Genomic DNA, 20,939 nt, shown 5'->3' with positions numbered 1-20,939 from the left:
CGCGGTCGCGACGGGGTTTCGTTCAGCCGCTGAACTGGCCGTCGTGGTCCATCTCGGGGACCTCGTCTTCGAGCCACTCGCGGAACCACTTGACGCGCTTGAGCCGCTGGTGGGCGAAGCTCTGGGCCGTGTCGGTCTCGAGACGCGCGGACGCGTCGCGGCCGCGCTCGAAGACGCGCTCGACCATCTCGGCGGCGTCCATGTGCGTCCGCGCCTCGTAGCCCATCCGCAGGAGCATCAGCGCGGTGCCGTTCGCGCCGATTTTGTCGAGGATGTCGGCCTCGATGAGACAGCGCGTCTCCAGCGACACGTCCGTCAGCGGCCCCTGATACGAATGGTCGGAGACGACCTGACACACCTGGTCGACGAAGGACTCTGGGTAGTCACCGTGGGTGCTGAGGAACTCGCGGGCGACGCGAGCGCCCTCCTCGGCGTGGACCTCCTGGTCGGCTTCGAGCTTCGAGATGTCGTGAAAGAGCGCGGCGACGCGGACGACGTCGACGTCAGCGCCCTCGCGGTCGGCGATGCGCGTCGCGAGGTCGACGACGTTGAGGATGTGATTGAACCGGTACTCCGCGGAGTGCCACGGGTACCAGCGCATCCGTCCGCCGTCGTCTTCGTTTTCGACGCTCGCAGAGAGATAGTCCGAGACGAAACGCTTCATATCCTCGAACTCCGCGTCGGAGACGGCCGACTCTTTGATTTCAACGCCCACGGCAGAACCTCCGTAGGTGTTGGCACGTGCGTATTCTCATTACACGGAATGAGGGTCGTTCCACTCTTAGGCGTTACGACCACCCTGAGTCGCGCGAACCGGGCTCTCGGGCGACCAGACCGGGTCTCGTGGCCGGCGGTGTGACTCGGTGCCACATCGGCGGGAGTTAACTCGACCGACCGCGTCGTCCCCGCCGTGACCGAAGCACGATACCTCGACGACGCGACGACACACGAGTTCGAGGCGACCGTCGAGACGGTCCGCGGAAGCGACCGCGTCGTCCTCGACCGGACCTATTTCTACCCGACCGGCGGCGGCCAACCGAACGACACGGGCACCCTATCGAGAGACAGCGAGAACGGCGACGGCGAGACGTGGGACGTGACGGAGGTGCGGAAACGCGACCGAATCGAACACGTCGTCGCGGGCGACGCCCCCGAGCCGGGAACGACCGTCTCCGGACGCGTCGACGCGGCGCGGCGGCGGGCACACAGCCGCTACCACACGGCCCAGCATCTCCTCTCTGCGGTCCTCCTCGACGAGTTCGACGCCGAGACGACCGGTAACCAGCTGTACGCCGACCACGCGCACCTCGACTGCGCCTACGACCGCTTCGACGGCGACGACCTCCGGACCATCGAGACGCGCCTGAACGACCTCGTCGCGTCCGACCTCCCCGTTCGGTGGTACAGCCTCGACCGCGACGAGGCCGAGGCGACGCTCGACCCCGAGCGCACCCGACTGCACCTGCTCCCGGACTCGATTCGAGAAGTCCGAATCGTCGAAATCGGCGACTCGGACGACCCCTTCGACCGGACCGCCTGCGCGGGGACGCACGTCTCGGCGACGGGCGACATCGGCACGGTTTCCGTCACCGGGCGGACCACCCAAGGCTCGACTCACGAGCGCGTGAACTTCGTCCTCGAATAGCCGATTCGACCCCGACTGAACCCGACTGACCGCCCGCGACTACGCCGACTGGGCCGCCTCGGTCCGCGCCCGTGGCTCGCACACCCAACCTTCCTTGACCGGGACCAGTTCGTAGCCCGCCTCCCGGAGCAGGGCCTTCGCCGCCGCCTCGTCGTGGCTCCCGCGGGCGTCGTGCAGTTCGAAATACACCGTCGGCCGGTGCTCGCGGAGGACCGTTTCCGCCCCCCGGAGCACGTTCAGGCCGAACCCCTCTACGTCCACCTTCAGGTGGTTCGGCGGCGGGACCGTCCCGGAATCGACGAGCGAGTCGAGCCGCCGCATCGACACCGACGCCGTGTCGACGACCTGCGCTTCCCACGCGCTCGCGTGGTCCCGCGAGAACGAACCCAACTCGTCGTAACTCGACAGGTGGAACTCCCGCGACTCGTCGGCCTCGCCGAGGCCGCACTCGAGAAGGTCCACCCGGTCGCCGAAGTCATTGACCTCGACGTTCGCCCGCAACTGGTCGGCGACGTCAGGGTGCGGTTCGACGGCGACGACCCGCGCGGGGGACTCGCTGGCCGCGGTTGCGAGCGTGTAGGTTCCCGTGTTCGCGCCCACGTCGACCACGACGTCGCCGTCGTCGAGACCGAGCAACAGCGCCTGCAGGAGCACGTCGTTGCCGTGGCGGTTGTACAGTTCGTAGCTCCTGAAACTCGTGCGCCCGACGTGCTTCTTCGTGGCGACGAGCCGTCGTTCGTAGTTCGCCCGAACGACCGCGTAGTGGAGGGAGTACGCGAGGTGGCGAGCGGCCGATACCGGGTGCAGCAGAGACACGTTAGTATACTGTCATTGTCCGGTATTAAAAATCGCTCGGCAGCGAAGCGACTCGGCGTGTCGTGTTTTCGAAGGTTCGGTGGGATCGAATTTCGACGAGACGACGCGCTCTTCGCGTCGGTTCGTCGGAGAAGTTTGAGTAGTCCCGGGCGGATTCGAACCGCCGTCAGCGGCTGTCTTCTCGGCACGCATTGAACCGTACCAATCCAAAGGCCGCTATGATTGGCCACTACACCACGGGACTTCGGTCACGGTGTCCACTCGTCGGTTGTCCGCTGGTAAATGAAAACGCTTCGGTTCCGGCCGGTCGGCGGCGGCGATTAATCGGCGACTTCCGTCTCCGTCTCGGGCTCCGCGCCGCACACCTCGAGATACTCGCAGGCGTCCGTCTCGGGGTCGAAACAGTCCGGACACTCGGAGTTGCGGTCGATGATGGTGTCGAGTCGCTCCGCGATCATCCCGTCGATGACGGGTTCGAGTTCGCGGGCCTCCGCGCGGAACTCCTCGACGTCGAGGACGTTCGAGAGGAAGCGCTCGATGATGCAGTAGGTCTGGAGCGCGTCGCGAGCGCGGACGATACCCTCGTCGGTGAGGGTGACGCCCTTGTACTTCTCGTGTTCGGCGAGGCCGCGGGATTCGAGTTTGCCGATCATCTCGTTCGCGCTCGCCGGGCTCACCTCCATCATGTCCGCGAGCGCGCCGGTGGCTGCCGGGCCGTTCTCCATCTCCTGCAGCAGGTAAATCGCCTTGACGTATTGGTCTGCCGTGTTCATCGTTTCACTCGCGGTCTTCCATGATTCGCGTTACTTCTTCTACGCCCTCGGCCTCCTCCTCGCGAATCGCCGACAGCGTCGCGACGAGTTCCTCGCGGTCGATAGAGAACTGTGCGTCGCTCGCCTCGATGGCCTCGATGACGTCGTCGTAGAACTTGTAGGCGGTCTCCTCGTTACAGAGTTGGTCGTAGAGAACGCCGTCGAAGTCCTCGGGTTTCGTCTGGCCGTACTGGGCTTCGACCAGCGCCTCTATCTCCTCGAAGGGGACGCTGTCGACCTCCAGCCGGTCGATGACGGCTTCGAGGCGTTCGCGGTGGTCGGCAGACTCCTCGGCGGCGTGCGAAAGAAGGGCTCGAACCTCCTCGTCGAGCGCGTCTTCGCCGAGTTCCTCGTGGTGGTGGTAGGCGCGTGCCTCCACGACCTCTTCGAGGACGATACCGATCTGGAGGAGTCGGGCGAGCTGGTGGTCCGAGGTGACCTGATACCCGACGCTCACGGACTCGTCCCCCTCGACGTTCGAAGACACGGTCCCACGACGTACATACACACCTCTCCGGGAGTAACCGACTTAAGCGGTTCCCTCGCGGGTCGGCGGGACGAGAAAAACGGTCGTCGAAGCCGCGCCGCGGAGCGGTCTGCCTACCGCAGGCGGGCCGCGATGAGTTCTTCGAGGTCGTCGCGGAACTCGTCGACTGCAATCTCTTCGAGGACGGGCACGAAGAAGCCCTCCACGAGCATGTTACGGGCCTGTTCTTCCGGGATGGACCGAGAGACCATGTAGAAGAGGTCCTCGGCGTCGACCTGCCCGACGGAGGCGGCGTGAGACGCCTCGGTGTCGTGGTTGTTGATGATGAGCTTCGGCGACGCGTCGGCCTCGGACTGGTCCGAGAGCATCAGCGTGTTCTCGCGCTGGTAGGAGTTCGTACTCCACGCGTCGCGGCCGACGTCCTGGACGCCCTCGTACACCGAGCGCGCCTCGTCGTCGAGGACGCCGCGGGTCACGAGGTCGGCCGTCGTGTTCTCGGCCTTGTGCCAGACGCGGGCGTTGACGTCGAGATGCTGGTCGTCGTGACCGAAGAACGCGCCGACGATTTTCGTCTCCGACGCTTCGCCGTTGAGTTCGGTCTCGACGTCGCTGCGGGTGAGCCGCGAGCCGAGGTTCCCCTCGATCCAGTTGACGGTCGAGTAGGTGTCGGCGTCGGCGCGCTTGAGCGAGTACGTGTACGTCTCCTCGTCGAGGTTCTGCAGGGAGCCGTACTGGACGTACGAGTTCTCGCCCGCGTCGATTTCGACGAGGTTCGAGAAGTACCGCGCGTCGTCGACGCTGTCGCCGGATTCGACGGCTTCGAGGATGGTGACCGACGAGGACTTCTCGGTGACGACGAGCGTGTGGCTGAACAGCGACCGAGAGTTCATCTCGGCGCGAATCTTCACGTCCTCGGCGTCGACGCCCTCGGGGACGTAGATGAACGTGCCCGTCGTGAACAGCGCCGCCGAAAGGGCGGTGAGGTAGTTCGACTGGGGGTCGACGACGGAGCCGAACCGCTCCTTGATGAGGTCGCCGTACTCGGAGAGCGCCTCCGTGAAGGGGAGGACGACGACGCCTTCGGGCGACTCGCGGGTCGTCTCGTCGGCCTGGTTCAGCGGGTCGACGAGCGACTCGAAGTCGAGCGCTTCGAGGTTCGTCCAGCGGCGACCGGGCGTCTGGATGACGTCCGGTAGTTCGAGCTCGTCGAGTGCTTCGAGGGCCTCGAGACGGGTCTCGAGGAGCCACTCCGGCTCGTCCCGTGCGTCCGAAATCTCTCGTACCGTCTCTGCGGACAGGTTCGCGGGAAGTTGCGCACTCATTGGTTATCCGAGGCTACCCTCCATCTCGAGTTCGACGAGTCGGTTGAGTTCGACCGCGTACTCGATGGGCAGTTCCTCCGTGATGGGTTCGATGAACCCGGAGACGATCATCTGCTTCGCGTCGTCGTCGTCGAGACCGCGCGACTGGAGGTAGAAGATGTCCTCGTCGCCGATCTTGCCGACGGTCGCCTCGTGGGCGACGTCCACCGTGGACTCGTTGATCTCCATGTACGGCATCGTGTCCGAGGTGGACTCGTTGTCGAACATGAGCGCGTCACACTCGACCGCGGTCGAGGAGTTCTTCGCGCCGTTGGCGATGTGGACGAGACCGCGGTAGTTCGTGCGGCCGCCGTCCTTCGAGATGGACTTCGACTCGATGGTCGACTTCGTCTCGGGGGCGTTGTGGTACACCTTCGCGCCGGTGTCGATGTTCTGGCCCTCGCCCGCGAAGGCGATGGTGATGTGGTTGTCGGAGGCGCCGCGGCCCTTCAGAATCGAGGCCGGGTACAGCATGGTGGCCTTCGAGCCCATCGAGCCCGAAATCCACTCCATGCGACCGCCCTTCTCGACGATAGCGCGCTTGGTGTTGAGGTTGTAGGTGTTCTTCGACCAGTTCTGAACGGTCGAGTACTGGACGTGGGCGTCCTCGCCGACGAACACTTCGACGCCGCCGGAGTGGAGGTTGAACGCGGAGTACTTGGGAGCCGAACAGCCCTCGATGTAGTGGACTTCGGAGCCCTTCTCCGCGACGATGAGCGTGTGCTCGAACTGGCCCATGCCCTCGGAGTTCATGCGGAAGTACGCCTGCACCGGCATCTCGACCGTCACGTCCTCGGGGACGTAGACGAACGAGCCGCCGGACCAGATAGCGCCGTGAAGCGCCGCGAACTTGTTGTCGCTCGGGGGGACGCACTTCGTCATGAAGTACTCCTTGACGATGTCTTCGTGCTCCTGGACCGCCTGGTCCATGTTCATGAAGACGACGCCTTTCTCCTCCCAGCGCTCCTGCATGTTCTGGTAGACGACTTCGGACTCGTACTGGGCGCCGACGCCAGAGAGGGCGTTCTTCTCGGCTTCCGGGATACCCAGTTTGTCGAAGGTGTCCTTGATGTCGTCCGGCAGGTCGCGCCAGTCGTCGACGCCGCCGCGGACTTCCACGTCGGGTCGGATGTACGGGACGATTTCGTCCACGTTGACCTCGGAGAGGTCAGGCTGGCCGGGCCAGTCGGTCGGCATCGGCATCTTCTGGTACTGCTTGAGCGCGCGAAGGCGGCGCTCGAGCATCCATTCGGGCTCGTCTTTGTCCTCCGAGATGACGCGGATGGTCTCTTCGGTGAGACCCTTCTCGGCCACGAACGCGGCCTTCTGCTCCTTCTTGAACTCGAAGCGAGCTTCCGTGTCTGTCTCTTTGAGGTGGTCTTGGTCGGAACTCATGATGTTGGGGGATTACGCGGCTTCGTACACTTCCTCACGGACCCAGTCGTAGCCCTTGTCTTCGAGTTCGGACGCGAGCGAGGCGTCGCCGCTCTTGACGACCTTGCCGTCCAGCATGATGTGGACGTGGTCCGGCTCGACGTATTCGAGGATACGCTGGTAGTGAGTGATCTGGAGGATACCGGTGCCCTGCTCGTCGCGCAGCGCGTTGATACCCTTCGAGACGTCCTGCAGGCGGTCGATGTCGAGACCGGAGTCGATCTCGTCGAGAACCGCAATCGACGGTTCGAGAATCGCGGCCTGAAGGACCTCGTTTTGTTTCTTCTCGCCGCCGGAGAACCCGGCGTTGAGGTAGCGCTGCATGAACTTCTCGTCCATGTCGAGGAGGTCCATCTTCTCCTTGAGGAGCTTCTGGAACTCGGCGACGCCGACTTCGCCGTCGTCGACGTTACCCTCCATCGGGGAGGTGTCGTAGCCGGCTTCCTCTTCTTCTTCCTCGGCGTCCTCGCCGAAGAGGAGCTCCTCGCGCTCGTCGATCTTCGCGTTGAGCGCGGTGCGGAGGAAGTTCGTCATGGTGACGCCCTCGATTTCCGCGGGGTACTGGAAGCCGAGGAAGATGCCGAGCGCGGCGCGCTCGTTCGGCTCCAGTTCCAGAAGGTTCCACGTGCGGGCGTCGTCCGGAATTTCGAGGTCGCCGAAGTCGTCGTCCTCCAGGTGGAGGAGGATTTCGCCGTCGGTTACCTCGTAGGCGGGGTGCCCGGCGATGATTTTAGAAGTCGTAGACTTGCCGGACCCGTTGGGACCCATCAGTGCGTGGATCTCGCCGGATTTGACTTCCAGGTCGACACCTCGCAGAATCTGCTCACCGTCTTCCTCCGCGACACGTGCGTGGAGGTTCTTGATCTCGAGAGTTGCCATCGTTGGTTCGTTGCCTCGTACTCGAAGGGTGGGGAGTATCGCCCATAATGCTTGCGCATTCACCCCCGCCACCTTTTGTAGAAAGAAAATTTGTTTTCAAAACCGCAAAGAACCACGGCAGTTCGGAACGCTCGTCCGGGTTTTGGACAGCCGAACAACGTTACGGTGCCGTCGTCTATGTAACCGAATATAGTTTCATTACTCGGTGATACGGCCGGTCACATGAAGCTCCCGAGGCCGGTCTGTTCCTGTCCGCTTTTCACCTCGTCCCACGACATCCCGAGCGCCTCGATGACGCGGGAGATGGGCCCTTCGAGCGTCTTGGTGAGCATCGTGTCCCAGTCGACCTCGAACGCCTCTGGAATCTGGTCGGCGTACTCGAAGCAGATGACGTCGGGGTCGCGCTTGAACTCGCGGTAGAGGTCGTCGACCTGCGGGTCGAACTCGCCGGTCTCCATCTCGCGGAACCACGACGGGTGGACCTTCTTGAGGTAGACCCGCTTCGGCTTCGAGCCCCGCCCGAAGTTCGTCCCGAGGAAGGCGTTGGCGTACTGCGCGCCCCGAACGTGCGCGGTCGGTGTCTCGTACGCCGAGAGGCGCTTGCCGATTCCGCCGGGGATACCGGCCTGTTCGAGCGGCAGGTTCCCCGACTCGAAGTCGGTGATGATGTCGTGGAGGTAGTCTTTGATGACTTCCGTCTCCTCGCCGTGGACGATCATGTCGATGACGTTCTTCTGGACCTCTTTCGTTATCTGCGCGATGTCCGAGCGCTTGTACTCGAAGCCCGTGATGTCGATGTCGTCGACGTCCTTGCCCTCCTTCCAGACGATGTGGCCCGCATAGCGCTTCTTCTTCCCCGCCTGGAAGAACCGCCGGTACAGCTTCTCGAACTCGATTTGGAAGCGGTGTTCGTCCGCGCCCAACTCGTCGCGCGCGAAGTCGTCGTAGGCGGCGTTGATGTGCTCCTCAATGTCGAACGACTGCTCGATGGCCTCCTGTTTCGACACGTCGGGGCCGAGTTCGAGCATGACGCTGTCGGTGTTGTGAAGGACAATACCTCCAACACCGTCGACGAAGTTTTCGTTTTCTTCGACGCTCAGGTCGTACACGTAGCCGTCGTGGTCGACTTCGGTCAGCACGGGGTCTCGGCCTTCCCGGTAGGTGCTACACGTCCGAATAGTGTACGAGTCTTTACTGTCCCGATACTTGAGCGAGTGTTTTTGCCCCCGTTGCGTGAGCAACATCGAGAGACCGGCAGCAAGTTCTCGGCTCGTCGTCTCGAAGTCGAAGTTTCGCTGTGCGTACGCTTCGGTGTATCGTGGGAATTCGCGAGATCCATCGCCTTCGACGAGCAACGTCAGGAACAAGTCTTGCTTCTCCTCAGGAAGGTGGAAGACGAATGAGGGGATCCGTTTACCACGCGACGTCTGCCCTGCGAACTCGCGGAAGAACACAGCAGCGAGTTCGTTCATCATCTGCAGTTTCAGCGTCTCGTCATTGTACGTGACCGACGCACCGCCTGTGTCCGTTTGATACTCGACGGTTCGCTCCGCTCGTCGGTCGCTCGTAATGATACCGGCGGTCGTGTTCTCGAACAGTCGAGAGTAATCTCGCTGGAGTTGGGCTAGCCACTCACGGTCGGATTCAGCGATACTTGCCCCGAATTCCGACGTCGCCGTCTCGCCAGTGGATGCGCTTCCTTCAGGGACGTACGCACCGAGGAGCCGAATGAGTGCTGCACCATCTTCGCTGTCGATATCGACGAATCGTTTGACTTTGACGGTCGAGTCGACGTCTCGGTGGTGCTCGTGGCCGAACCAGACATACTCGTCGTCCGCATGGATTTGTTTCCGCTTCGTTATCGAATTATCGCTCCCGACGCTCCGTCCGTCCTCGTACTCGCGTTCGTACCCACGAAGGACCTCGTAGACGTCGACCTGCTCGACAGGCTCGACATCGGGTACCTCGGAGACGCGATACGGCTCCGCCACGTCGTCCGGAGAGACAGTTGTGAGGCCGTCTTCACCGGGGACGACGTACGAGTGGTCTCTCGTCGTCGTCGACTCACCGAACTTGTGTTGGAGGTTCACCACCGGTTTGTCTGTGTTATGGCGAATCGCCTGCGCAATCGGTTGCCACTCCGCCTCTCCATCTTCGTTCACAGAGAGGGCGTCCCACCCGTCGAGCGCTCGGCGAGTCTTCCCGGGAGTGGCACTTGCGACGACGTCCCCGTCGGCAGCGATGAGTACCTCAGATTCAGTCGTTCCGCGGGCAAACAAGTCCTCGATAGGAAGGATTCGAACAGTCCCACCGGGGTCTCTGACGACGACCGGGCGATCTCCCGTCACGCTGTCGCCGTAGGCCACGTCGTAGCCGATTTGGTTCGCGGCCTGCTCCGTGAACTCGATGACCTTCCGACCGGTCGCCGTCACCGCCGCGCCCATCTCCTTGTCGTAGAGTCGGAAGCGGTCCCAGCCCAGCACGCCGTACAGCGAGTTCATGATGACCTTCACCGCGGCCTGCTGGCGGTCGAACTGCTCGTACTCCGAGGAGCCGGGGTCGTGGGAGTTCCGCAGCGACTTCTTTTCCTCCCGCTCGGTGAGGAGTTCGTCGACCATCTCCCGAATCATGCCGTCCGGCTCCTGCTGGAAGTGCGTCCCGTTGGGCGCGCGGAACATCTCCCCATCGTAGCGCTCGGGGTCGACTTTCGTCTCCGGCGACGCGTTGATGGTCACCATGCACATCGGGTACAGCGACTTCAAGTCGAGCACCGTGACGTTCTCCTTGACGCCGGTGATGGGGTCGAAGACGGCTCCGCCCTCGTAGTCTTCCGACTCCTGTTTGCCCTTCGAGGGGAGCGCGAACTCACCGTGGACCTTGTGGAGCACGTAGATGTCGACGGTGTCGCCGGGCGTCGGCGCGTCTTCGAGCTTACAGCCGACGAACGTCCGCACCTCGTCCCAGAAGGCGATGATGTCCTGTTTCCGGTCGATTTCGACGCACAGCTCCACGTCACGGAGGTTGTATTCGAGCAGGCGCTCGGGGTCTTCCTCCCAGAGGTCGCCGATGTCGCCCGAGTAGCGCTCCTTGCCCGCGTCGAGTTCGAGTTCGCCGACCGCGTCGAGACGGTAGGATTCGAGTTCGGTGAACTGGGTGCGCTTGTAGGCGTACAGCAGGTCGAAGACGACGCGCCCTTTGATGTCCGGGCCGCCCCAGCCGCCGCGCCAGACCTCGCCGAGCCGCGACATGCGGTTGTAGTCGAGGTTCAGGTCGGTCCTCCTGTCGACCTCCTCCAACCGGTCGAGGAAGTACGGCGCGTCGAAGTCCTCGAAGTTCCACCCGGTGAGGATGTCGGGGTCGGTCTCCTCGATGTACGAGAGGAAGGCGTCGAGCATCGTCGCCTCCTCGTCGAACGTCCTGACCTCCACGTCCGCGTCCTCCCCGAGGAACTCGTAGTTCGGCAGCGAGTCGGGGCGCTTGCCGAGACCCTCCTCGGCGACGGCGTGCCAGACGACGTACTCGTCGCGGTAGGAGTCGTGGCTGGTGAGGCAGATAATCGGCTCTTCGCCATCCTCGGGGAAGCCGTTCCGGTCGTTGACCTCGATGTCGAAGGTGTTCACCCGAAGGCTCGCGTCGACCTCCGCGGGCGCAACCTCCTGGTGGGGTATCTGAATCGACCCGTCGTCGAGGCGGCGCTCGGGGACGCGGACGCCGCTCTTGATGTCCTTGTCGATGAGCAGGCGGTTCGGAAAGAGGATGTCCGCCTCGTAGTGGTCGAACTCGTCGCGAATCTGGCCGACGTCGCGGGGGGTGCGGCCGTAAATCTTCGTTAGCTCCTCGCCACGGATGCTCTCGTAGCCGTCCTCGGTGCCGGTGATGACGTCCTTGTCGAGCGCGTCGTCGTCGAGGCTGGCGGTGGGCGCGTAGAAGTACGGCCGGAACCCGAGCACGCGGACGTGTTCGGTCTCGTCGTCCGCCGTCCGACCGAAGATGTGAATCACCGGGTACTCGTCGCGGCCCGCGCCCTCGATGGTGTAGTCGACCTGCGTGACGGCCAGTTCGACCGTCCCGTCCGGGTCGGGAAACCGCACCTCGTCCGTGTCGATGACGTCGGAGACGTGCTGGCCGGCGTCGCCGGCGACGATGGCGGCCTCCTCGTCAGGCCGCGCGTCGCCCGCGCCGTCGGCGTCGTTCCCCCCGAAGTCGGTCAGACCCGTCTGCGTCATGCCAGTCGCTTCGATGGCGCGGCTAAAAACCCCGGCGTTTCCGCGTACTGCACCCCGAACCACGGAAAGACATATATCCATGTGTGACATTCCTTGTCACACGATATGACCGACCACGCAACTCCGGAGCGGTGGGATGGCACGATCGACGGCGACGGACCGGCTGGTCCGACTGGAGCCGAGACGGTCGAATCCTACGACATCGACGGTGGCGTGGTGTTCTATGACGCGGAGAACCCACTCGCGTGGGTCGAGGCATCGCGGTCGATGCGCCTCGACGACTGCGCCTGACTCGGCCGAAACGGACACTTTTTCTCGGCACGGCGTCTCGACGCGAGCGTGACGGACGACGAGCGACGCGAGGGAACGCCCGCCGCTGGCGCGGAAGACGAAGGCGACGAGGCGGAGCGTCCGTCGGCGGACATGGCCTCGAAAATCGACCCCGAAACGCGATGGGGCGACCCCGAGGCCCGCTGGGGAGACCCGGAAGCCCGCTGGGGGAACCCCGAGAAGGAGCTCCCGACGATTCCCCGCGTTCGCATCCCCGGCGAGGACGCCGACGACGAGGACCCGGACGGCGAGAGCGACGGCGACGACGCACCGGAGTTCTCCCCCGACGTGAATCCCGAGGTAGCCCGTCTGTTCTGGGCGAGCGTCGTCCTCGCGAACGTCGGCCTCGCGGGGGTCACGGTCGGCCCGATGCTCGCCTACTTCCGCGGCGACACGCTCCTCGGCGCAGGCCTGTTTCTGTTCGGTACGGTCGTGCTCGTCCGCGTCTACTCCATCTACCGAGAGTTCAAGCGAGGGGAGTGGCGGGACGATGGGGACGATGCGGACGACGGTGATGTAAGCGACACCGACGAAGACGCTCCCGAGCGCAACCGCTAACAGTCGCCGCGCCCTTCGCCGAGACATATGCGAACCGTCCGCGGGCCAGACGGCCGGACGTACCTCCTCGTCAAGCAGTCGAGCGACGCCAGCCGCGTCCGCGACCCGGAGACCGGCGAGGAGCGATACCTGCCGAACGACGACCTCGAAGCCGTGAGCGGCGAGTCCCCGCTCGAAACCGCCGCGCGCGCCGTTCCCGAACCGGTCCGGAAGATACTCGTCGCGGTCCCGACCGAGCGCGGACTGGGCTTGCTCGTCGACCTCGTCGACCGCGGGCCGCTCCCCGTGGTCGACCTCCTCGGGGCCTACGACCTCTGCGAGAGCGACCTCCACGGCCTCCTGACCGAGTTCCGGGTCGCCGGCCTCGTCGCCGAGACCACGGTCTACGGGGAGCGCGGCTACGAGGCGACCGACGCCGCAAAAGAAGGGGTCGAACTACTCCGGGCGAGCGCATAAGGCACTCGCGGCGGAACCGACCCGCACTCAGTCGTCCGCGAGCGCGCTCTCGACTATCGGCGCGTCGGTCCGCTCGACCGTCGAGCGGTTCGTCGTCGGGTTCTTCTCCACGCGGACGAGGTCGTCGGCCGCGCCGACCAGTTCGTCGTCGTGACTGACGATGAGAATCTGCTTGACGCCGCGGCTCTGCATGTCCCCGACGAGGTCGACCAACCGCGAGACGTGGCCGTCGTCGAGGAAGACCGTCGGTTCGTCGAGGATGAGCGGCGGAAGCGGGGCCGCGCCGTCGATTCCCTCGGCGAGGAGCCGGTAGATTGCACACCGGAGGCTGAGGTTGAACAGGGCGCGCTCGCCGCCCGAGAGCTGTTCGGGTTCGAGCGCGGTGCCGTCCTTCTGGAACACCGTCAGCCCGTACTCGCCGTCGAGTCGGATGCGCGAGTAGGCGTCGTTGGCGTAGACGAGGTCGAACGTCTCGTTGAGCATCCGTTCGAGCACCTCGACGTTGCGCTGTCGAAGCTCCGCCCGGAGGTCGCCGTAGGTCGATTCGAGCGTCGACACCTCCTCGTGGACCGATTCGAGGGCGCCGACGCGCTCGGCGAGGTGTTCGCGGCGCTCCCGGAGGTCGTCCAACTGTTCGAGTTCGGCCTCGACGCCGCCGACGCGGCTCTGGAGTTCGTCGCGCTTGTCTCGCAGTTCGGGGAGCACTTCGTCCTCGACCCGTTCGAGATACGTCGCGGCGTTCTCCTTGCGCTGTCTCGCTCCCTCGACCGCCTCCTCGTCGACCGTCTCGCGGAGTTCGTCGCGGCGCTCGCGACGCTCTCGGAGGTGTTCGCGGCGCTCGCGATTCACGTCTGCGAGCGTCTCGCGCTTCTCGCGGAGCCGGTCCCGCACGTCGATTTTCTCGGCCCGCGCGTCGACCAGCGACTCGACGCGGTCGAGTCGGTCGCGCCGCTCGTCGAGTGCTTCGAGGTCCGCTTCGAGCGACTCGACCGTCTCCGCGACCTCCTCGGCCCGCTCGGCCTGCGTCGTCGCGGCCTCGCGTTTCTCCTCGGCCTCGGCTTCGAGTTCCGCGGCCACTTCGCGTTTCTCCGCGGCGGCCTCGCGGCGGCTCTCGACGGTCCCCTCGCGGTCGGCGATACGTTCTTCGACGAGGTCGAGTTTGTCGCGCTGAGAGCTCGCGCGGTTCTCGATTTCGACCAGTGCCTCGGCCGCCTCGACGGCCGCCGAGCGCGACTCGACGTCCGATTCGAGCGAGTCGAGGTCGGCCTCCAGCGATTCGACCGCGGCCTCGCGCTCGCTGATGGCGTCGACGTGGGGCGAGCCCTCGACCGGCTGTCCGCACTCGGGACACTTGCCCGCGTCGCGGAGGCGCTCGGCCTCGGCGAGGCGCTCGCGCGCGTTCTTCAGTTCGGTCTCCGTCTCCGCGAGCGACTCGCGGGCGTCGGACCGCGCCTCACGCCGTTTTTCGAGGAGGTCGGCGGCCTCGCCGAGTTCGACGGGGGCGTCTTCGAACCGCGCTTCGGCGTCGTCGAGCGACGACCGAAGCTCCGCGCGCGTCTCGCGGAACGATTCGAGTTCCCGTTCGGCCTCGGCGGCGGTCTCCGCGTCGGCCTCGGCGGCCTCGCGTTTCTCCTCGGCGCGCGATTCGAGGTCGGCGGCGCGCTCGGCGAGCCGCTCGGCCTGCGTCTCGAACGCCTGCGCCCGCGTCCGCGCCTCGGAGAGGTCGTCGCGCAGCTCGGATTCGCGCTCCGAAAGCGCCTCCCGCGCGCCGGCAATCGCCTCGTCGCTCGCGTCGTCGAGGTCGGACCGGTCGAGGGCGTCGTCGATGTCGGATTCGAGGTCGTCGGCGGCGGCGTCGAGTTCGCGGACGCGCTCCGAGAGGTCGTCGCGCTTCGTCTCGTCCGCGGAGATTTTCGCGGTCAGGTCCTCGATTGCCGCCTCGACCTCGTCGAGTCGCTCCCGCTTTTCTGCGTGCTCGTCGAGCGTCGCCTCGGCGGCGTCGAGCGCCGCCTTCGCCTTGTCGCGCTGGCCCTCGTAGTTCGAAATCTCCTCGTCGAGGGAGTCGAGTTCGGATTCGAGCGCGTTGAGCGTCGCGTGGAGGTCCGCCTCCTCTTTCGTCTCGATTTGCGACTCGACGTCTTCGAGGACGCTCCGCTTTCTCGTCAGCACGTCTTCGACCCCGAGCCGGGCGTTGCCGGCGCGCTCGCGGTACGTTTCGAGCGTTCCGAGTTGCAGGAGGTCGTCTATCATGTCCTGGCGCTGGCTCGGCGTCGCGTTGATGAGCTTGTTGACCTCGCCCTGCTGGACGTACGCGCAGTTCACGAACGCCTCGGCGTCCATGCGCAGGAGCGACGCGACGTGCCGGCGAACGTCGCGCGCGCCGTCGACGGTCCCCTCGGGACCTTCGAGGACGCACTTCGCGGTGGTCGCGCGGTCGCCGGAGACGCGAACCCGACGCTCGATGCGGTACTCGCCGCCGTCGTGGACGAATTCGAGCGCGATTTCGGCGTCGGCGGCGCCCGTCGTCACCACGTCTTCGAGCGTCCCCGCGAGCGCCTTCGAGCCGTAGAGCGCGAAGAAACACGCTTCGAGGAGCGACGACTTTCCGCTGCCGTTGACGCCGTGGATGACCGTAACGCCGTCTCGGAGGTCGAGTTCGGCGTCCTCGTAGGGTTTGAAGTTCCGGATGGCGATGCGGGTGAACCTCACGCGAAATCACCCAGCGAACTGTCGCGGCTCGCCGCCGGTTCCGCGGCGGCCTCCGAGTCGGATTCGGTCGTCGTTTCAGCGGTGGTCTCGGTCGTCGGCTCTGTGTCGGCCTCGGCCGCGTCTTCGGGGGCTTCCGCGTCCTCGACGGTCTCCGGCTCCCCGGCCTCGACGCCGTCGTCGCTCTCGATGTCATCCTCGCTCTCGGCGGCGACGAAGGCTCCGGGGTCGTCGGAGAGCAGCGATTCGACGCGCTCGCGGACCTCGTCGCGGACGTTCGAGTCGGCGACCTTGCTCGCGCGGACCGTCTCGTCCACGTCGAGGGCGGCGCTCGACAGGCCCATCTCGCGGACCCGCTCGCGCACCGCGTCGTCGGGGTCGGCGAAGCTCACGTCGGCCGCCAGTTCGGCGTCGTCGGCGATATCGCGCTTGTCGTTGACGCGGGCGACGAGCGCGCCCTCCTCCACGGCGAACGACTCGACCGCCGCGGGCGTGACGGTCTCGCCCTCGCCTCGCAGTTCGACGATGACGACCGCGTCTTCGAGGTCGAACTCGCGGACCCGCTGGCGGACGCGCTCGATGCCCTCGTCGCCGGCGAGGTCGACCTCGACGAAGGCGAACGGGCGCGTTTCGAGGGTGCGCCGGCGGATGTCGACCTCGCCGGGCGCGAACTGAACGAGGTTGTACCCGCGCGGGTCGCGCTCGGTCGCGCTCGCGCGCTCGGTCGACCCGCAGTAGGTCACCCACGTCCCGTCGAGTTCGGCGGTGTCGGGGACGTGGTTGTCACCGAGGAGGACCGCGTCGAAGTCGACGTTCGACTCGGCGAGGACGGTTTCGGTCTCCCAGTCGGCGTGCGCGAAGGGGGTGAACAGACCGTGGGCGACGAGCACCGCGCGCTCGGCGTCGTGCGGTTCGAACTGGTAGTCGAGTTCGTCTCGGCGCGAGCGCGGGACGTGGTCGAGACCGTAGAAGGCCACGTCGCCGACGACGTGGGGGTCGCGTCCGAGTCTCGTCGCCAGTCCGAGGCGCTCGAAGAGGTCGAGCCACTGGCCCCCGCGGGTCGACTCGTGGTTGCCGACGATGGCGAGGAAGGGTATCCCGGCGTCGTCGAGGCGGCGGAGCGCGGCGAGCGTCCCGAGGAGGTCGGGGAGTTCGGGACGGCGGTCGTGGTAGAGGTCGCCGGCGTGGACGACGGCGTCCACGTCTCCGTCGAGCGCGTCCGCGACGACCCGCTCGAAGGCGTCGAGGAAGTCCTGTCGGCGCTCCGGCGAGTGGTACTGCTGATACCCGATGTGGGTGTCGCCGGTGTGTATCACCCGTGTCATCTATCAACCGGTTCGCCACCGCCGCTGAAAACGGTTGTGCGACCGGAGCGGAAGTGGTCGGCGTCCCGCGGTCGCCGCTGAGCGGTTCGGGAACACCGATTCGACACCTCGGTCGCGCCCGCGTCGACGAGCGCGCCGCGCAGGCGGTCGAGGTCCGTGAGGAGCGTCCGTCCGGTGCGCGCGCACTCGTGGTGTCCGCGCCGGTCGGCCTCGCCGACCGCTCGGCGGAGCGTTAGTTCGCCTCCGTCGGAGAGAAACCGGGCGGCAGAGTGGAGCGACTCGAAGGCGGTTCGCGCCTCGGCGACGACTTCGGCGGACGGGCGCGACTCGTAGTCAGGGATACCGGTGTCGGCGTCGGCGAGCGCGGAGAGCGCGCGGCCGACGTCGTCGGGAGCGGGCGAAGACATGCGGCGACGTGGCCGCGCGTTCGGATTTAAATGTTGAGCGTGTAGAGGCGCTTGCGCGCGTCGGAGAACGAAAATCGGGAGTCGACCGCGCCCTCGTCTTCCAGCCGGGAGAGCGCGTAGCGGACGGTACGCGGGGGCAGAAGCGATTCCTCGGCGATTTGGCTCTGGGTGAGCGTGTCCTCGTAGTCGAGAATCTTCGCGACCAACTTCGCGCTCGGGGGCATGTCCCGAACCGATTCCCACCGGTCGTCTGACTGGGGCTCGGACTCGCGTTCGACTGCTTCCGTGGTGCTCATCGTACGAGACACCATGCAATGCTATTAGATAATATTTGCTATCCAGATTTATTACTATGGGGAATTTATGTGACGCACGTCAGACTCGTCATCCGGGCGGCAGACGGCCCCTAGGCGGCGAATCCCTCACACACCCGAAGCCTCTTATGAACCTGCACCCTATGCCGGATGATGACCGATACTGTGGACGACGTCGACCTCCCCTACGATAAGGACTCGGCGTCGCAGCAGGAGAAGATCACCGCCCTTCAAGAGCGGCTCGAAGTTCTCGAAACGCAGAACGAGGAGATGCGCGACAAGCTCCTCGACACGAACGCCGAGAACAACAAGTATCAACAGAAGCTCGAGCGGCTTACCCACGAGAACAAGAAGCTCAAGCAGTCGCCGCTCTTCGTTGCGACGGTTCAGGAAATCACCGACGAGGGGGTCATCATCAAGCAGCACGGTAACAACCAAGAGGCCCTCACCGAAGTGACAGACGAGATGCGCGAGGAGCTCGAACCCGACGCGCGCGTCGCCGTGAACAACTCCCTCTCTATCGTCAAGCGACTCGACAAGGAGACGGACGTCCGGGCTCGCGTGATGCAGGTCGAACACAGCCCCGACGTGACCTACGAGGACATCGGCGGACTCGAAGAGCAGATGCAGGAGGTCCGCGAGACGGTCGAGATGCCGCTCGACCGCCCCGAGATGTTCGAGAAGGTCGGCATCGACCCGCCGTCCGGCGTGCTCCTGTACGGTCCGCCGGGGACCGGCAAGACGATGCTCGCCAAGGCCGTCGCCAACCAGACGAACGCCTCGTTCATCAAGATGGCCGGCTCCGAGCTGGTGCACAAGTTCATCGGCGAGGGCGCGAAGCTCGTCCGCGACCTGTTCGAGGTCGCCCGCGAGAACGAGCCCGCCGTCATCTTCATCGACGAGATAGACGCCATCGCCTCGAAGCGCACGGATTCGAAGACCTCCGGCGACGCCGAGGTCCAGCGCACGATGATGCAGCTGCTCGCCGAGATGGACGGCTTCGACGAGCGCGGCAACATCCGCATCATCGCGGCGACCAACCGCTTCGACATGCTCGACCCCGCGATTCTCCGGCCGGGTCGGTTCGACCGCCTCATCGAGGTGCCCAAGCCGAACGAGGACGGCCGCGAGATAATCTTCCAGATTCACACCCGGAAGATGAACGTCTCCGACGACGTGGACTTCGTCGAACTCGCCGAGATGGCCGACAACGCCTCCGGTGCCGACATCAAGGCCGTCTGTACGGAGGCGGGGATGTTCGCCATCCGCGACGACCGCACGGAGATATACATGCAGGACTTCCTCGACGCCTGGGAGAAGATTCAGCAGGAAGCCTCGGACGAGACGGAAGTCTCCCGCGCGTTCGCGTAACCGACGCGAGTCGCGTTTCGTTTCGGCTTTCGATTCTACCTTCGCTTTTCGCGCGATTGCGACCGTTGAGTGGCTACGCGGCGAACGCGAAGTACGGCAGGACGAACAGCGCGAGGAACATCGCGGCGAGGATGAGACCGTACCCGCCGAGCGTCGCGGCCGCGGTCAACCACGATTCGCGCCGGCCGGGGAGTTCGAGCGCGGACATACTCGGTCGGTCGCGGTCGTGAATGATAAACCGTCGGTATTCACGCGGCCGAATCGGTGGTGTCAGCGGGAGCCGTCTCCGACGCGGACCCCATCAGGTAGCCGCCGAACCCGATGAACCACAGGAGCACCGGGTAGGCGACGTAGCGCTCGATACCACCCGCGCCGAGGAACGAAAGCGGGTGCGGGAGGCCGAGGAGGCCGAACGCGAAGATGCTCGCCAGGAGGGCGAGGACGAACCCGCCCACCGCGACCGAGAGATACCGGAACGGGGTCTCGATGACCCGCGCGGCGACGACCGCGGAGAGGCCGCCGGCGAAGAACGTCAGGAGGGCGAACAGCCCATGCATCGGGGCTTCGCTCCCGTCGAAGACGCCCACGCCGAGGATGCCTATGCCGAGCATCGCGACGGCGGCGGTGACGACGCGGTCGCGGAGCCCCCGGTGCGCGAAGTAGCTCGCGCCGAGGACCAACAGCCCCGAAAGCACCATCGTCGCGTTGAAAATCGTCGCCGACGGCTGAAGGATGATGCTGTTTGGCGGCCTGGTCGCGCCGAGGTCGCTTATCTCCTGTACGCCCGCGTTGTAGCCGGGGTAGAACGCCTCGGCGGTGATGATTCCCATGAACGCGAGCAGGCCGAACGCGAACAGCATCGCGCCGGCGACGAACCGGTCGCGCCGGTGGTCGTGTGCGCCCGGCGTCTCGGCGATTCGTTCGGGTCGCGTCTCGGTCGGCGGACTGCCGTCCCGTCGGGAGTCGGTGGTTGGTGTCATCGTGCTCACTCCGTCCGTCTAGACGGCTGACGCGTCGATAACACCGACCGATGGCTCTTAAACCGCGAGAATCCGGACGGTCAGGAATCCGCACCCCTCGCCCCAACCCGAACGACTGAAACCGACCGGGTCGCACCCACAGGTATGGGCACGCCACTCGAAAGCCGCGAGGCGCAAGCCGAGGAGGTCCTCGACCGACTGTACGAGGAGTACCCCGACACCACCATCTCGCTTTCCTACTCGAACCGCCTCGAACTGCTCATCGCCGTCATGCTCTCGGCGCAGTGTACCGACGAGCGCGTCAACAAGGTCACCGCGGAACTGTTCGAGAAGTACGACGACGCCGCGGACTACGCCGCCGCCGACCAAGAGGAGCTGGCCGACGACATCAGCTCCATCACCTACTACAACAACAAGGCGAAGTACATCCGCTCCGCGTGCGCGGACATCATCGAGAAGCACGACGGCGAGGTCCCGGACACCATGTCCGCGCTGACCGACCTCGCCGGCGTCGGCCGGAAGACCGCGAACGTCGTCCTCCAGCACGGCCACGACATCGTGGAGGGAATCGTCGTCGACACCCACGTCCAGCGGCTCTCGCGCCGCCTCGGCCTGACCGAAGAGGAGTACCCCGAGCGAATCGAGGAGGACCTGATGCCGGTGGTCCCCGAGCGCGACTGGCAGCAGTTCACCCACCTGTTCATCAGCCACGGCCGGGCCGTCTGCGACGCGCGCAACCCGGACTGCGACGCCTGCGTGCTCGAAGACGTCTGCCCCTCGTCGAAGCTCGACCACGAGGTCGACCTCGCCAGCGGCGAGGCGTGGTGAGCGC

20 protein-coding genes and 1 tRNA gene are annotated in these 20,939 nt (G+C 65.4%); 6 read left to right on the top strand and 15 right to left on the bottom strand.

The window, feature by feature from the left end:
• Positions 1-22: 22 nt before the first annotated feature.
• Positions 23-715, bottom strand: coding sequence for an HD domain-containing protein (locus C5B91_RS02820; RefSeq protein ID WP_004972562.1), 693 nt, complete (start codon positions 713-715; stop codon positions 23-25).
• A 195-nt stretch (positions 716-910) separates the two neighbouring features.
• Between C5B91_RS02820 and C5B91_RS02815 the strand changes: the two genes are divergently transcribed.
• The gene (locus C5B91_RS02815; protein ID WP_115819063.1) at positions 911-1,645 is read left to right on the top strand and encodes an alanyl-tRNA editing protein; all 735 of its coding nucleotides are present in this window, start codon (positions 911-913) and stop codon (positions 1,643-1,645) included.
• Positions 1,646-1,684: 39 nt separating this feature from the next.
• Here C5B91_RS02815 and C5B91_RS02810 read toward each other — a convergent pair whose 3' ends face one another.
• The 8 genes from C5B91_RS02810 to C5B91_RS02775 form a co-directional block, all read right to left on the bottom strand.
• Complete coding sequence (locus C5B91_RS02810) at positions 1,685-2,461, bottom strand: FkbM family methyltransferase (protein ID WP_008092350.1); 777 nt, start codon at positions 2,459-2,461, stop codon at positions 1,685-1,687.
• Positions 2,462-2,601: 140 nt separating this feature from the next.
• Positions 2,602-2,705: transfer RNA gene (locus C5B91_RS02805), tRNA-Gln, on the bottom strand.
• 76 nt (positions 2,706-2,781) lie between these two features.
• Positions 2,782-3,234, bottom strand: a complete 453-nt coding sequence (locus C5B91_RS02800; protein WP_004972567.1) for a metal-dependent transcriptional regulator — start codon at positions 3,232-3,234, stop codon at positions 2,782-2,784.
• Positions 3,235-3,238: 4 nt separating this feature from the next.
• On the bottom strand, positions 3,239-3,730 hold the full coding sequence (locus C5B91_RS02795) for a hypothetical protein (RefSeq protein WP_004972568.1): 492 nt from the start codon (positions 3,728-3,730) through the stop codon (positions 3,239-3,241).
• Positions 3,731-3,873: 143 nt separating this feature from the next.
• Entirely contained in the window at positions 3,874-5,082 is a 1,209-nt protein-coding gene (gene sufD, locus C5B91_RS02790; protein ID WP_115819062.1) for a Fe-S cluster assembly protein SufD, read from the bottom strand.
• 3 nt (positions 5,083-5,085) lie between these two features.
• A complete protein-coding gene (gene sufB / locus C5B91_RS02785; RefSeq protein WP_004044077.1) occupies positions 5,086-6,516 on the bottom strand; it encodes a Fe-S cluster assembly protein SufB in 1,431 nt (476 codons plus the stop codon).
• 12 nt (positions 6,517-6,528) lie between these two features.
• Positions 6,529-7,434 (bottom strand): ABC transporter ATP-binding protein, encoded by a 906-nt coding sequence (locus tag C5B91_RS02780; protein ID WP_004044078.1) that lies wholly within the window; start codon positions 7,432-7,434, stop codon positions 6,529-6,531.
• A gap of 218 nt (positions 7,435-7,652) precedes the next feature.
• Positions 7,653-11,660, bottom strand: a complete 4,008-nt coding sequence (locus tag C5B91_RS02775) for a DNA polymerase domain-containing protein (RefSeq protein ID WP_115819061.1) — start codon at positions 11,658-11,660, stop codon at positions 7,653-7,655.
• Between the two features lie 105 nt (positions 11,661-11,765).
• Between C5B91_RS02775 and C5B91_RS02770 the strand changes: the two genes are divergently transcribed.
• The 3 genes from C5B91_RS02770 to C5B91_RS02760 are packed head-to-tail and all read left to right on the top strand — an operon-like array spanning position 11,766 to position 13,004.
• Positions 11,766-11,951: a hypothetical protein gene (locus C5B91_RS02770; protein WP_004972572.1), complete on the top strand. Its 186-nt coding sequence runs from the start codon at positions 11,766-11,768 to the stop codon at positions 11,949-11,951.
• 48 nt (positions 11,952-11,999) lie between these two features.
• On the top strand, positions 12,000-12,548 hold the full coding sequence (locus C5B91_RS02765; protein ID WP_115819060.1) for a hypothetical protein: 549 nt from the start codon (positions 12,000-12,002) through the stop codon (positions 12,546-12,548).
• A 27-nt stretch (positions 12,549-12,575) separates the two neighbouring features.
• The gene (locus tag C5B91_RS02760; protein WP_008092335.1) at positions 12,576-13,004 is read left to right on the top strand and encodes a hypothetical protein; all 429 of its coding nucleotides are present in this window, start codon (positions 12,576-12,578) and stop codon (positions 13,002-13,004) included.
• A gap of 27 nt (positions 13,005-13,031) precedes the next feature.
• Here C5B91_RS02760 and rad50 read toward each other — a convergent pair whose 3' ends face one another.
• The 4 genes from rad50 to C5B91_RS02740 are packed head-to-tail and all read right to left on the bottom strand — an operon-like array spanning position 13,032 to position 17,738.
• Complete coding sequence (gene rad50, locus C5B91_RS02755) at positions 13,032-15,713, bottom strand: DNA double-strand break repair ATPase Rad50 (RefSeq protein WP_115819059.1); 2,682 nt, start codon at positions 15,711-15,713, stop codon at positions 13,032-13,034.
• Positions 15,710-17,035, bottom strand: a complete 1,326-nt coding sequence (gene mre11, locus C5B91_RS02750; RefSeq protein WP_115819058.1) for a DNA double-strand break repair protein Mre11 — start codon at positions 17,033-17,035, stop codon at positions 15,710-15,712. The genes rad50 and mre11 overlap by 4 nt, the downstream gene beginning before the upstream one ends.
• Positions 17,032-17,442: a hypothetical protein gene (locus C5B91_RS02745; protein WP_049968180.1), complete on the bottom strand. Its 411-nt coding sequence runs from the start codon at positions 17,440-17,442 to the stop codon at positions 17,032-17,034. Before C5B91_RS02745 ends, mre11 begins: the two co-directional genes overlap by 4 nt.
• Positions 17,443-17,468: 26 nt before the next feature.
• Positions 17,469-17,738 (bottom strand): helix-turn-helix domain-containing protein, encoded by a 270-nt coding sequence (locus C5B91_RS02740; protein WP_004972579.1) that lies wholly within the window; start codon positions 17,736-17,738, stop codon positions 17,469-17,471.
• Between the two features lie 171 nt (positions 17,739-17,909).
• Between C5B91_RS02740 and C5B91_RS02735 the strand changes: the two genes are divergently transcribed.
• Positions 17,910-19,127 carry a proteasome-activating nucleotidase gene (locus C5B91_RS02735; RefSeq protein WP_004971162.1) on the top strand — a complete coding sequence of 406 codons (1,218 nt, stop codon included), beginning with the start codon at positions 17,910-17,912 and terminating at the stop codon, positions 19,125-19,127.
• Positions 19,128-19,200: 73 nt separating this feature from the next.
• Here C5B91_RS02735 and C5B91_RS22935 read toward each other — a convergent pair whose 3' ends face one another.
• Both C5B91_RS22935 and C5B91_RS02730 read right to left on the bottom strand, forming a co-directional pair.
• Positions 19,201-19,335 carry a hypothetical protein gene (locus C5B91_RS22935; RefSeq protein ID WP_004972580.1) on the bottom strand — a complete coding sequence of 45 codons (135 nt, stop codon included), beginning with the start codon at positions 19,333-19,335 and terminating at the stop codon, positions 19,201-19,203.
• A 40-nt stretch (positions 19,336-19,375) separates the two neighbouring features.
• Entirely contained in the window at positions 19,376-20,107 is a 732-nt protein-coding gene (locus C5B91_RS02730; protein WP_115819301.1) for a DUF998 domain-containing protein, read from the bottom strand.
• Positions 20,108-20,251: 144 nt separating this feature from the next.
• Between C5B91_RS02730 and nth the strand changes: the two genes are divergently transcribed.
• Positions 20,252-20,935 (top strand): endonuclease III, encoded by a 684-nt coding sequence (nth, locus tag C5B91_RS02725; protein ID WP_008092322.1) that lies wholly within the window; start codon positions 20,252-20,254, stop codon positions 20,933-20,935.
• Positions 20,936-20,939: the final 4 nt, after the last annotated feature.

The organism is Haloferax sp. Atlit-10N, assembly GCF_003586325.1.
GTDB lineage: Archaea > Halobacteriota > Halobacteria > Halobacteriales > Haloferacaceae > Haloferax > Haloferax prahovense.
The sequence above is the reverse complement of the archived record's forward strand: the minus strand, read 5'-3'. Positions and strand labels throughout refer to the sequence as shown.

What these genes read in the sequence shown, in the direction of transcription:
- C5B91_RS02800 (WP_004972567.1), bottom strand. Translation starts at nt 3,234, where the DNA reads ATGAACACGGCAGACCAATACGTCAAGGCGATTTACCTGCTGCAGGAG.
- sufD (WP_115819062.1), bottom strand. Translation starts at nt 5,082, where the DNA reads ATGAGTGCGCAACTTCCCGCGAACCTGTCCGCAGAGACGGTACGAGAG.
- sufB (WP_004044077.1), bottom strand. Translation starts at nt 6,516, where the DNA reads ATGAGTTCCGACCAAGACCACCTCAAAGAGACAGACACGGAAGCTCGC.
- C5B91_RS02780 (WP_004044078.1), bottom strand. Translation starts at nt 7,434, where the DNA reads ATGGCAACTCTCGAGATCAAGAACCTCCACGCACGTGTCGCGGAGGAA.
- C5B91_RS02775 (WP_115819061.1), bottom strand. Translation starts at nt 11,660, where the DNA reads ATGACGCAGACGGGTCTGACCGACTTCGGGGGGAACGACGCCGACGGC.
- C5B91_RS02770 (WP_004972572.1), top strand. Translation starts at nt 11,766, where the DNA reads ATGACCGACCACGCAACTCCGGAGCGGTGGGATGGCACGATCGACGGC.
- C5B91_RS02760 (WP_008092335.1), top strand. Translation starts at nt 12,576, where the DNA reads ATGCGAACCGTCCGCGGGCCAGACGGCCGGACGTACCTCCTCGTCAAG.
- mre11 (WP_115819058.1), bottom strand. Translation starts at nt 17,035, where the DNA reads ATGACACGGGTGATACACACCGGCGACACCCACATCGGGTATCAGCAG.
- C5B91_RS02745 (WP_049968180.1), bottom strand. Translation starts at nt 17,442, where the DNA reads ATGTCTTCGCCCGCTCCCGACGACGTCGGCCGCGCGCTCTCCGCGCTC.
- C5B91_RS02740 (WP_004972579.1), bottom strand. Translation starts at nt 17,738, where the DNA reads ATGAGCACCACGGAAGCAGTCGAACGCGAGTCCGAGCCCCAGTCAGAC.
- C5B91_RS02735 (WP_004971162.1), top strand. Translation starts at nt 17,910, where the DNA reads ATGACCGATACTGTGGACGACGTCGACCTCCCCTACGATAAGGACTCG.
- C5B91_RS22935 (WP_004972580.1), bottom strand. Translation starts at nt 19,335, where the DNA reads ATGTCCGCGCTCGAACTCCCCGGCCGGCGCGAATCGTGGTTGACCGCG.
- C5B91_RS02730 (WP_115819301.1), bottom strand. Translation starts at nt 20,107, where the DNA reads ATGACACCAACCACCGACTCCCGACGGGACGGCAGTCCGCCGACCGAG.
- nth (WP_008092322.1), top strand. Translation starts at nt 20,252, where the DNA reads ATGGGCACGCCACTCGAAAGCCGCGAGGCGCAAGCCGAGGAGGTCCTC.